Annotated in this window: 8 protein-coding genes; 6 read left to right on the forward strand and 2 right to left on the reverse strand. The window is 32.6% G+C overall.

What is annotated here, in order from left to right; all coding sequences use genetic code 11:
- Positions 1-49: 49 nt before the first annotated feature.
- From Q4Q40_RS20255 to Q4Q40_RS20275, 5 genes are all read left to right on the forward strand, one after another.
- Positions 50-490 (forward strand): hypothetical protein, encoded by a 441-nt coding sequence (locus Q4Q40_RS20255; protein WP_303303843.1) that lies wholly within the window; start codon positions 50-52, stop codon positions 488-490.
- Positions 491-965: 475 nt separating this feature from the next.
- Positions 966-1,886 (forward strand): polyprenyl-phosphate transporter, encoded by a 921-nt coding sequence (locus tag Q4Q40_RS20260; protein ID WP_303303844.1) that lies wholly within the window; start codon positions 966-968, stop codon positions 1,884-1,886.
- Positions 1,887-2,906 carry a DUF368 domain-containing protein gene (locus Q4Q40_RS20265; RefSeq protein WP_303303845.1) on the forward strand — a complete coding sequence of 340 codons (1,020 nt, stop codon included), beginning with the start codon at positions 1,887-1,889 and terminating at the stop codon, positions 2,904-2,906.
- Positions 2,899-3,639 carry a shikimate dehydrogenase family protein gene (locus Q4Q40_RS20270; RefSeq protein ID WP_303303846.1) on the forward strand — a complete coding sequence of 247 codons (741 nt, stop codon included), beginning with the start codon at positions 2,899-2,901 and terminating at the stop codon, positions 3,637-3,639. Before Q4Q40_RS20265 ends, Q4Q40_RS20270 begins: the two co-directional genes overlap by 8 nt.
- A 106-nt stretch (positions 3,640-3,745) precedes the next feature.
- Positions 3,746-6,010, forward strand: coding sequence for a DUF349 domain-containing protein (locus Q4Q40_RS20275; RefSeq protein ID WP_303303847.1), 2,265 nt, complete (start codon positions 3,746-3,748; stop codon positions 6,008-6,010).
- A gap of 323 nt (positions 6,011-6,333) precedes the next feature.
- Here the strand turns inward: Q4Q40_RS20275 and mazG are convergent, their stop codons facing one another.
- Complete coding sequence (gene mazG, locus Q4Q40_RS20280) at positions 6,334-7,113, reverse strand: nucleoside triphosphate pyrophosphohydrolase (RefSeq protein ID WP_303303848.1); 780 nt, start codon at positions 7,111-7,113, stop codon at positions 6,334-6,336.
- Between the two features lie 824 nt (positions 7,114-7,937).
- Here mazG and Q4Q40_RS20285 point away from each other — a divergent pair.
- Entirely contained in the window at positions 7,938-10,406 is a 2,469-nt protein-coding gene (locus Q4Q40_RS20285) for a T9SS type A sorting domain-containing protein (RefSeq protein WP_303303849.1), read from the forward strand.
- A gap of 326 nt (positions 10,407-10,732) precedes the next feature.
- Here Q4Q40_RS20285 and Q4Q40_RS20290 read toward each other — a convergent pair whose 3' ends face one another.
- Complete coding sequence (locus tag Q4Q40_RS20290; RefSeq protein WP_303304014.1) at positions 10,733-13,000, reverse strand: aconitate hydratase; 2,268 nt, start codon at positions 12,998-13,000, stop codon at positions 10,733-10,735.
- Positions 13,001-13,027 lie beyond the last annotated feature (27 nt).

Consider the following 13,027-nt stretch of genomic DNA (forward strand, 5'->3'; position numbering starts at 1 on the left):
TGCAGATTCAACGTTAACCCTTATTTATCAGTCAGTTAAACCCACTCACATGTATGACAGAGAGAAAATAGAAGATTTTCAAATTCAGATGGAAAAAATAATTGAAAAGCATGATAAGAAATTGGCTTTTGAATTAATCACTTCTGAACTTAATGAGTGTGAGGACAAATATCTGACTGAATTTATGGTACCTTTAAATTTCTTGAATTATGAGCCTGTTTTAGATTGGGTTGAACAAAATGCGTATAGATCAAAAAATATTACTCAAGCTTGGGGGCATTTATCTGCAAGTCCCAATTTCACTTGGCAAAGAGCGGAAAAATGGCTTGAAATGGGACGCCCTTTTAGCTTAATAGCACTTGACGCAACAATGTTTTGTACTACAAGAGGCGAAAGACTAAATCAGTCTCTTTTGATGAGAGAATTGAACCCTAAACTGACAGACAATCCTAAACTGGACAAAATAGCAAATGGACTAAAAGCCTATTAAAAAAAAGACAGTGTACCAAGAACTAAAAATGTAATCAATCGAATAATAAATGACATATTTGCAATCGGGTAAAAACCGAACTGCTAATGCTAACATCGTATATAAAAATTGCTATTTTATGCTTAATCCGCTCCACAAAGTCTCCCGACAGCGGAATATTAATCAACCAAGCTTATAAAATTTTAAAGAAGGTTACATTATACGAAATCAAGAAAATACATTTTATTACTGCAACTGTAGTAGATTAGATCACTGTCTTTACGCAAAAATCTTATAAAATATTGTTTTGGAATTATAATAACCTCTAAGTCTGGAAACTTTGCGGAGCGAGTAAAAACACTACTTGAAAACAAATCCATAAGTTAAATCACTGTTATTATTAAACGCAACTTGACTTTTTTATTTCTAGTTAAAATTTTAATCATGGATGTTTCTCTAAAATGTATACCTTTGGTTTTAGCTTTAAAATTAGGTTATGCAAAGACGATTAACAGATTATTTAATTATTTCTTTAAAAGGATTAGCCATGGGAGCTGCAGATGCAGTTCCAGGTGTCTCTGGGGGTACTATTGCATTTATATCGGGCATTTACGAAGAATTAGTATCATCCATTAGTAACATAAATATTTCCCTTTTTAAAACACTTTTCAGCAAAGGTCTAAAAGACTTTTGGAAACAATTAAATGGGAATTTTTTACTTGCATTAGCATCAGGCATAATAATAAGTTTTGTTTCATTTATGAAACTTGCTAAATATTTGTTAGAAAATCACCCTATTTTAATTTGGTCTTTCTTTTTCGGATTAATTGTAGCTAGTATTTATTTTGTTGGGAAACAAATTTCGAAATGGAATGCATTAGTAATCATCACCTTAATTATTGGAGCTGCTATCGCTTTTTATATTACGCAACTTCCCGCCTTAACAACAAATGATAGCCCTTCATTCTTATTCTTTGCTGGCACCATTGCTATTTGTGCCATGATTTTGCCTGGTATTTCAGGATCCTTTATATTAATAATTCTAGGAGCTTATAAAACGCTTAGTGACGCTATTCATGACGCCGACATAAAAAAAATATTAATTTTTGCCTGTGGCGCCATTATAGGCCTGCTTAGTTTTAGTCATATTCTTAAATGGCTTTTTAAACATTATCACAATATTACATTAGCATTACTTACTGGTTTTATTTTTGGATCGTTAAAGAAAGTATGGCCTTGGAAAGAAACTTTAACATGGCACACCAATTCTAAAGGTATAAAAACCCCTGTCTTACAAGAAAGCATCTCTCCTCTTGCTTTCAATGGTGATAACCAGCTCGTATTTGCCATTGTTTTAATGATTATCGGTTTTGCAACTATTTTTATTCTTGAAAAAATAGGATCAAAAAAACAATAAATGGAAAGTACCAGAACACTCACAGATAAAATTTTTCTAATTCTAAAAGGATTAGGTATGGGAGCTGCCAATAAAGTTCCTGGTGTGTCTGGAGGTGTTGTCGCTTTTGTTGCTGGCTTTTATGAAGAATTTATTTATTCACTAAAAAAGGTAAATGGCAAAGCTTTTAAATTACTTATTAACGGTCGATTTAAAAGTTTTTTCAATTACATCAACGGGCGGTTTTTAAGCCTGCTCTTTTTAGGAATGATTATTAGTTATTTTAGTATCTCTAAAATTTTAGATTACCTGATAGTTCACTATGAACTTTATGTTTGGAGTGTTTTCTTTGGAATGATTTTAGGTTCTATTTATTACATTAACAAAGATTTTAGAGACTGGAATTATAAAACCTATACTTCGCTTACTATAGGTATTATAGTTGGACTAAGTATTAGCCTTTTTAATCCTGCAAAAGAAAATGACAACCTTTGGTTTGTATTCTTTTGTGGTATTATAAGTGTATCTGGCATGACACTTCCTGGCTTTTCAGGTTCTTTTATACTTATTTTACTAGGTAACTATGTATTGCTTTTAGTCGATTCGGTAAATGCTCTTTATGATACCTTTTATGAGATTCTAGGAGGCAACTTTACCTTTATTAATAATATTGAGCGTGTAAGAATGCTCAAAGTTTTAGCTGTTTTCACATTAGGATCGGTAACAGGTTTAGTTACCTTTTCTCATGCCCTAAGTTATATTTTAAAACACTATAAAAGCATAACAATATCTGCTATTATAGGCTTTATTATTGGATCTTTAGGGGTTGTATGGCCTTGGAAAGAAACAGCATATAAAATGAATATAGACGGTCATTTTATATTAGACTCTGGAGGTAAAAAAATAATAGAAAATTATAAGCGTTTTATACCAGAATTAAATACTGAAACATATTATGCCATAGCATTCATTTTCTTTGGAGTCACTATTGTATTAGCCTTAGAATGGTATGGACAAAAAACCAGAAAAACACATGAATAAATTAGGCCTATTAGGTAAAGACATATCGTACTCATTTTCAAGAGTATATTTTAAAAAGAAATTTGAAGACGAAAAAATAACAAATACAACCTACGAAAACTTCGATATAGAAGCTATCAGTTTGTTTCCTTCCATAATTAAAAACACTTTAAACTTAAAAGGCTTAAATGTTACAATTCCCTATAAAGAAGCTGTTATCCCATACCTTGATAAAGTAAATAAAAAAGCGAAAGCTATAGGCGCAGTAAATACTATAAAAATCACTAAAAAAGGAAAATTAGTAGGCTACAATACAGATTATTATGGCTTTAAAAAAACGATCGAACCTTTTTTAAAACCACATCATAAAAATGCTTTAATCTTAGGAACAGGGGGGGCTAGTAAGGCTATTGCCTATAGTTTAAAAAAATTAGGTATTTCTTATCAATACGTTTCAAGAAAACAGTCTGAAGGGGTTGGTTTTACTTACAACACTTTAACTGAAGACGTTATTAAAACGCATCAAGTAATCGTAAATTGTACACCGTTAGGCACATTCCCTAACATTAATGATTGTCCAAATATTCCATACGAATCCATAACAAGTAATCATATTTTATTCGATTTAATATACAATCCTGATGAAACTACCTTTTTAAAACAAGGCAAACAAAATAATGCTGTAATAATTAACGGGTTAAATATGTTAAAATTACAAGCGGAAAAGGCTTGGTCTATATGGAATTTACAATAAAAAGCGTTTTATTAATATTAAAACCCTTTCTTAATCTTTGTAAATAATAGACTTGTTAGTATCTTTAAAGTCTAAAGTAATTTGATGAACCCTAACATTTTTTAAAATGTCTGATATTAATAAGCTCCAAGAAATAGAAGAAAACAACGAAGATAAATCATCAGAGAGTCAATCTAACAATGACTTAACGAATGATACACCATCAGAATCTGATGCAAATCAAGAAGCAGATACTGTCGATTCTGAGGAAGTAGTTGATAACGTTGTAAACGAAGTCATTGAAAATACTGATGTAAACGAAAATATTGAGGCAGTAGATACAGAAATCAAACCTTTAGAAACTGACAAAAAAGTTATAGACAAATCGAAGGAGTCTACTGTAAATGAAGCTATTGAAAAGTCTGAGGGAGATAAAAACATTGAGGTAGATTCTGAAATTAAACCTTCAGAAACAGGCAAAGAAAGCGATAAAGAAAGTGATGACATTGTAAATGAAGCTATCGAAAAACCTAATGCAGATGAAAATACTGAGGGAGTTTCTGAAATAAAAACTTCAAAAACAGGCAAAGATGATGATGATGTTATTAATGAAATAGAAGAGTCTAATGCAGAAGATGCAGAAGATGAAGGCAATAAAGAGCGACATACTATTGAAACTAAAGAGTATGATACGATGTCTTTGGAAGCACTCGCTATTGAATTAGAAAAACTTTTAAAAAAGGAAAAAGTACAAGCTATAAAATCTCATGTAGATAGCATAAATGCTGAATTTAAAACTAAATTTCAAGCGCTTATCGATGAGAAAAAAGAAGAGTTTTTGAATGATGGTGGTAACGAAATAGATTTTTATTATTCTTCTCCTGTTCAAAAAAGATTTAAAGAAGCTTATAGAGAGTATAGAAAAAGATTAAACGAGCATTATCAAGGTTTAGAAAAAAACCTGAAACAAAATTTAGCCAATAAACTCGAAATTATCGAAGAGTTAAAAGGCTTAATTAATCTTGAAGAGAATATAAATACCACCTATAAACACTTTAAAGAACTACAAGAACGCTGGCGTACAACGGGTCCTATTCCTAGAGACAAGTATAATAATGCATGGAATAGTTATCATCACCATGTAGAAATATTTTACGATTTTTTACATTTAAATAGAGACTTACGCGATTTAGATTTCAAACATAACTTAGAGAAAAAGTTAATGATTATTAAGCGTGCTGAAGAGTTAGCCCAAGATGATAATGTGATGAGTTCTTTTAGAGAACTACAAGAATTGCATAAAATGTGGAAGGAAGAGCTTGGCCCTGTAGGTAGAGAACACAGAGAAGAGATTTGGGGGCGTTTTAAAGCTGCAACTAAAATTATTAATGATAAACGACAAGTTTATTATCAAGAAATAGATAAAGTTTACGAAAAAAACCTTGAGACTAAACTTGAAATTATTGCTAACATTGATGCTGTAAATGCTCAAGAAAGTAAATCTCATGGTTCTTGGCAAAAGAAAATTAAAGAAGTTGAAGAATTACGTAATGCCTTTTTTAATGCTGGAAAAGTTCCTATAAAATTAAATGAAAGCACATGGGCTAAATTTAAAGAATCTGTACGTCTTTTTAACAGACAAAAAAATGCTTTTTACAAAGGACTTAAAAAAGAGCAGTACAAAAACCTACAGCTAAAGCTAGATTTAATTAAAATAGCTGAGGATAATAAGGATAGTGATGATTATGAAGTGACGACTCCTTTGATGAAGAAAATCCAAAATGATTGGAAAAAAATCGGTCACGTACCTAGAAAAGATAGTGATAAAATCTGGAAGCAATTTAAAGCAGCATGTAACAGTTATTTTGATAAATTACATGCTAAAAGAAATGCTGCAAATCAGGAAAACATAGATGCTTTTAATAACAAGAATAATTTCTTAAGTACACTTAAAGATTTAAAATTAACGGGTACTAAAGATGAGAATTTAATAGTTATAAAAGAACAAATTGCACAATGGAAAGTTTTTGGTAAAGTCCCTAATGATAAACGCTACATTGAAGGTAAATTTCAAAAGACTATTGACGGCTTGCTTGCAAGTTTAGATATGGACAAGAATGAAATTGAAATGATAAAGTTTGAAAACAAACTAGATAGCATTAACACTTCTGATGATGATAATAGGAATTTAGATAATGAACGTTCTTTTATTCGTAAAAAGATTGATGAAGTAAAAAGTCAAATTAATCAGTTAGAAAATAATTTACAGTTTTTTAGAAATGTTGATGATGATAACCCGCTTGTAAAAGAAGTACATCAAAACATTAAAATACATAAAGAATCTTTATCACTTTGGCAAAGCAAGCTTCAAAAAATCAAGAATTTCTATTAATAGTTTGTTAGATAAAACATGGAGCTGTCTAAATAAGTAATGAACTTTGTCATTTCCAAAGCAAAGCGAAGAATCTTATTTAACTAAAAACGTGAACCTTGTTTAAGAGTTCAAAACGTCACTTCGAGTGAAATTCTGGAAGAATTTTGTATCGAGAAGCTTTTTTAGTCGAAAATTCACTTGTTTTAGAAGCGGTTTTTTGCTAGTTATAGTTAAATTAATAACATCCATAAGATACGTTTAATGTCAGCTTTTGCGCTTCTTTATAAATTTTGGAGCTTGATCTCTTAAAATAAATTGGTTGCTCGTAAAAAAACCTTGTATTACTTTAAAGTTTTTTTTGCTTCTTCCCAAAAAACATCCATTTCTGCTAAAGACATATCTTTTAGCGGTTTATTAATAGACTTTGCCTTTTCTTCCAGGTATTGAAAACGTTTAGAGAATTTTTTATTGGTTCGTTCTAAAGCATTTTCTGGGTTAATATTTAAAAATCTAGCATAATTTACCATGGAAAACATGACGTCTCCAAATTCGTTTTCTATAGCATCCCGGTTACCTGACAACACTTCTTCTTTAAACTCTGTTAACTCCTCCTCTACTTTTTCCCAAACTTGTTCGGGTTTTTCCCAATCAAAACCAACACCAGCTACCTTTTCCTGTATTCTATCCGCTTTTACCAGAGCTGGCAAACCTTTTGGAACGCCTTCTAAAACACTGTTCTTGCCTTCTTTTAATTTTAGGTTTTCCCAATTACGTTTTACATCTTCTTCATTTTCTACTTTAACATCTCCATAAATATGAGGATGTCTGTGTATTAGTTTTTCGCAAATGCTATTACAAACATCTGCAATATCGAAAGCGCCTTTTTCGCTACCTATTTTTGCATAAAAAACCATATGTAATAATACGTCGCCTAATTCTTTTTTAACTTCTTCTAAATCGTCATCCAAAATGGCATCACCAAGCTCGTATGTTTCTTCAATTGTGAGATGACGTAAGGTTTGCATAGTTTGTTTTTTATCCCACGGACATTGCTCACGGAGTTCGTCCATAATGGTTAACAATCTATCAAATGCCTTTAGTTGGTCTGCTCTGGTATTCATTTTTGAAATTTTTGTAAAAATACAATTTTGTTATCCTCCAATAGGAAGCTATTTATTTAAAAATCAACTTTTATATTATTATACATCCTAGTTTTTAAAAAATAATAAACGGTATTAAACTTATATCCTGCTAAATACTGAAACAAGTTCAGCACAGAAAACTGGATTAGTCTGCCAGAAAAGCTACTCCGTAGCCAGCAAAGGCAAGTTCAACTTACAATTTTGAATCCGTCTTACAGACTTCTCAAAATTGAGTTTTCCTGTCACGCAATAAACATAAACTAATAAACTCATTTAGAAGTAAAAAGCGTGTTTAAGTTGTTTTCAAACAACCATAAATTAACGCTTTCATTTCAATAAGCCACAACTACCATCCCGTGCTACCCCCTGTAAATCTGTTGTTTACATCAACACAAGTGTTGCTTGTCTAAAAAACAGTATACAAAGCATGAAAATTATGTATTTTTCTTATACCCTATTTTATTGAATGTCATTGATAAAAGTGAACTTGAAAAAGCGTGAATAGAACCAATAAAGAATATATTAGAATGTTCAAATTCTATTTGTTATATAGATTTACCTTATCAAAACATGCTTTTTGGAATTCTATTTCAAAATACTCCTTATTTATAAATACAAAAACAAATATCAGATTAATTATCCATAAGCAAGAAACTAGATGATTTTGAGAATTGGAATAACTGTTTATCGCTTCTTAAGTTTTCTATCTAAAAACGAACCCTTTTAGAGAAAGATTATGAGTTTTTTTCTTCTTCTTAAATTAACTATAGTTAACTCATTAATAATTTTTTAAAATGAAAAAAATGCTCAAAAATTTAATATTCATGTTTTTACTAGCTGTTACAGCTGTAAGTTTTGGTCAAGCTAGTTTTAATTTTATAAATAAACCCACAGAATTCCACCCAGATGGAACCTTAGCAACATCTTCACCTATTATTTTTGAATTGAGTAATATTCCTGATGATGCAGATAATGCTATTAATCTTCGTTTTTATCCATATCCAGATGGTATCATAATTGCTGATGCACCAAATAATATTGGCTGGACTAGTAGTTCTGATAGATTAAACATGACTTTGGGCATTTTAAATGATGCTGATGTAAATAATGGTTTTTACAGGTCTGTAACAGTAGATAATGGAAATGGAACATTCACAAAAACGTATACCATTTTTAATGTTTCAAATAATGGTTCAGGAGACACATATAAAAACGGTGGTATTGTTGATAGCGAAAATTACGCACCTATAGTAAGGCTAGTTAAAGCCAACGGACAACCAAGGTTTAATAATTCGGGAGAATTGGTAACTGGTAATGGAGATAACCCACTCATTGTAGATCAAGCCACTTTAGATCAAAGCCCTGATGTTGTTGCTACTCATTTGGTGTTTTCTTATTATCCTCCAGAAGAAAATAATACAACAGGGAATGGAGAATATCCACATATAACAGCTAATGCTTCAATTGATTTGTTAGGCACAGGGGATGGATCTGGAAAACAAAATCAAATTATAACCTTTGATGCCATAGGAAAAAAAAGTACAACTGCTGATCCTTTTACCGTTTCTGCTACATCTACTTCTGGATTAACTAATATGATTTACACGGTTGAATCTGGACCTGCAACAATTAGTGGCAATACCGTAACAATAGATGGTACGGAAGGTATTGTAACCTTAAAAGCAGAACAAGCAGGTGATAACGATTTTAACCAAGCTGAAAGCTTCACTCAATTTGAGATTATAGATATTAGTACTTTCTCGCCTTCTATTTCAACACGACTTACTGAAGATTACCCAATTGAAATGCCTTCATTTTATGCCTACCCAATTTATGTAACATCTTCTATTGAAGAAGCCGAGTTAATAAGTATAAATAGTATAGAAATTACAGTAGATGACACATCCATTCCAGTACTAGGTGAAAACGGATTGCATTATGCGCTATGGACTCCAAATAGTTACGGAACTCATACTATAAACATTATAGCCAATGGCTCAAATGGTATAAACACTACAATTACCAAAACTATTGAAGTTACAGATAATATAAGCACCCGAAATGTGCAAACCATGGACGACGTTGTGATAGAGTTTAATACCGAAAATAGCCGTGATTTTTATGGCACATTTACAATGCCACAACATATAGGAAGTTATAACCAAATTATGGCAAACTTAGTCGTAGAGTGCCCTTCTACCACAGGTAATTGTGATGATTGGGATCGTAGAGCCTTTATAGATGTAAAGGGGCCAGATGGTAACTGGATTCAAATAATTCGCTATATTACTCCTTACGGTGTAGGTTGCATGCATTCTATTGATTTAACCGATTATGCAAGCCTTCTTCAAGGCGAAGTAGAATTTAGAATGTTTATTGACACCTGGGGTACAGGTGGTTGGCAAATATCTTTAGATTTAACTTATCAGCAAGGTACTCCTCAATATTTATATTCAAACGTTGATGAATTATGGGATGGTTTCTGGGATCTTGGAGACCCAAACAATCTACAACCTATTCCAGCTGAAAATTATACGTATAATACTAATGTAGTAAGCTCCCATATGCGTTTATCTAATACAGGACATGGTTGGGGAAGTAATAATTCTCAAAATGCTGCTGAATTTTATGAAGCTACAAATTATATTGACATTGACAACGTTCAATATTACACACAAAACCTATGGAACGATTGCAATCCAAACCCTGATAGTTGTACAGGACAATTAGGCTCATGGACATTCAATAGAGCTGGATGGTGCCCTGGAACTATTGCACCTCCAGATATTATAGATATGACATCTCAAATAAGTAAAGGCAATGTCGATTTTAGTTATCGATTAGACCCTACTTATGTTGATGAATGCCATCCTAATAACCCTAGTTGCATTACAGGTGTTACTTGCGATGACTGTAATGATGGGTTTAACCCGCGATATCATATTGATGTGCATCTGATTAATTTCAGTAACACCCCATTAATACAAGGGACTTTAGATATTGAAGAAATTAATAATACTGCTAATTACGAATTACGAGCGTACCCAAACCCGTCTAATGGTATTTTTAATATTTCCACTACGGGTATAACCAGTAAATCTATAATGCAAGTCGTATCTATTTCTGGTCAAATTTTAAAAACTTATGTTTTTAATTCAGCTGAAGAAATTAATAACGCCACATTCGATTTTTCATCTCTTGCCAAGGGGCTTTATTTTATATCTATAGATAATAATGCAGGTCAAGGTAGTTTAAAACTACTTCTTCAATAAAGTCTATGGGCTTAGAATAATCAGAGCACAGCGAAGAATCTTTATTATTAATCTCTAAAGATTCTTCAGTCGTACCTCCTAACCATTGACGTTTTTTCATAAATACTTAATTTATAATCGTTTGTCATCCAGAGCGCAGCGAAGAATCTTTATTATTAATTTCTATAGATTCTTCAGTCGTACCTCCTTCTGAATGACACGAACCTTTTGCAAACATAAGATGACACCCCAATTACGTCATTTCATCCGCTAGTTAAAATTTTTAACACAGATCTCAGAATGACACTTTTTAGACAACCTCTTTTATTTATATGCTACTTATAACATTAAGCATTTTCTTTCTTAATCAAATTAAGTGCAGACCCCTCGTTATACCATGCAATTTGAGCATCGTTATATGTGTGATTCAATTTTACGATATCTTTTGTTCCGTCTTCGTGAACTGCTTCTAGCGTTAATTGCTTTCCTGGAGCAAAGGCATTTAAATCTATGAAATTAAATGTATCATTCTCTTGAATTAAATCGTAATCGCTTTCGTTTGCAAACGTTAAACCTAACATCCCTTGTTTTTTAAGGTTTGTTTCGTGGATACGTGCAAAAGATTTTACGATAACCGCAGCAACACCTAAATGTCTTGGTTGCATTGCAGCATGCTCACGAGAAGACCCTTCTCCATAGTTATGATCTCCAACAACTATGGTGTGGATTCCTGCTGCTTTATATGCTCTGGCAGTATCTGGAACACCTCCGAATTCTCCTGTTATTTGATTTTTAACAAAATTAGTTTTCTTTCCAAATGCATTGACCGCTCCAATTAAAGTATTGTTTGCAATATTATCTAAATGCCCTCTAAAACGTAACCATGGTCCAGCCATAGAAATATGATCGGTAGTACATTTACCAAATGCCTTGATTAATAATTTAGCTCCAGAGATATTTTCTCCAATTGGAGTAAAAGGTGTTAATAATTGTAAACGCTCTGAATCACCTTTTACTGATACTTGAACGTGACTTCCATCTTCTTCAGGTGCTAAATATCCGTTATCTTTTACTTCAAAACCTTTTGGTGGTAACTCCCATCCTGTTGGCTCATCGAACATAACTTCTTCGCCATTTTCGTTAATTAACTTATCTGTTAGCGGATTGAAATCTAAACGCCCTGCAATAGCAATAGCAGCTGTTAATTCAGGTGATGCTACAAAAGCATGTGTATTTGGGTTACCATCTGCACGCTTAGCAAAGTTTCTATTAAAAGAATGTACGATACTATTCTTTGGTGCATTTTTAGGGTCACTGTATCTAGCCCATTGCCCAATACATGGTCCACAAGCATTCGTAAAAATTTTAGCATCTAAGTTTTCAAAAACTTGAAGAATGCCGTCACGTTGTGCTGTATAACGAACTTGTTCAGAACCAGGGTTAATTCCTAAATCTGCTTTCATTTTTAAGTCTTTATCAATGGCTTGTTGTGCAATTGAAGAGGCACGAGATAAATCTTCGTAAGATGAATTGGTACAAGATCCAATTAATCCCCATTCTACTTTAAGTGGCCATTCATTAGCAGTAGCTTTTTCTTTCATGGATGTACCAACTTCAGTTGATAAATCTGGTGTAAACGGTCCGTTTAAAAGTGGCCCTAATTCAGATAAATTAATATCGATAACCTGATCGAAATATTGTTCTGGATTTGCATATACCTCAGCATCTGCAGTTAAATGTTCTTTTACTGCATTGGCAGCATCGGCAACATCTGCTCTATCTGTAGCGCGTAAATAGCGTTCCATAGATTCATCGTAACCAAATGTAGATGTGGTTGCTCCTATTTCGGCACCCATATTACAAATAGTTCCTTTTCCTGTACAAGACATAGACGTTGCTCCTGGTCCAAAATATTCAACGATAGCACCTGTTCCACCTTTAACAGTAAGAATCTCTGCTACTTTTAAAATCACATCTTTTGGTGCTGTCCAACCAGATAATTTACCTGTTAATCTAACACCTATTAATTTAGGAAACTTTAATTCCCAAGCCATACCTGCCATAACATCTACAGCATCTGCTCCACCAACTCCAATAGCAACCATACCTAATCCACCTGCGTTTACAGTATGTGAATCTGTACCAATCATCATCCCTCCTGGGAATGCATAATTTTCTAAAACTACCTGGTGAATAATGCCTGCTCCTGGTTTCCAAAAACCAATGCCATATTTATTAGACACAGACTCTAAGAAATTAAAAACCTCACTACTTACATTGTTAGCGTGTTTTAAATCTGTTGCTGCGCCTTCTTTTGCTTGAATTAAGTGATCACAATGAACCGTTGTTGGTACTGAGACCTTACTCTTTCCTGCTTGCATAAACTGTAACAATGCCATTTGAGCTGTTGCATCTTGACATGCAATACGGTCTGGAGCAAAATCAACGTAATCCTTACCTCTTATATATACTTTAGAAGTATTCCCTTCCCATAGATGAGTATATAAAATTTTCTCTGCAAGTGTTAATGGTTTCCCAATTATCTTTCTTGCTGCTTCAATTCTTTCAGGGAATTTTGAATAAATTCCTTTTATCATTTCAATATCAAATGCCATATCTCTTTCTATATAATTGTTTTTATT

It is taken from the genome of Flavivirga jejuensis, from assembly GCF_030540765.1.
GTDB classification, from domain to species: Bacteria; Bacteroidota; Bacteroidia; order Flavobacteriales; family Flavobacteriaceae; genus Flavivirga; species Flavivirga jejuensis.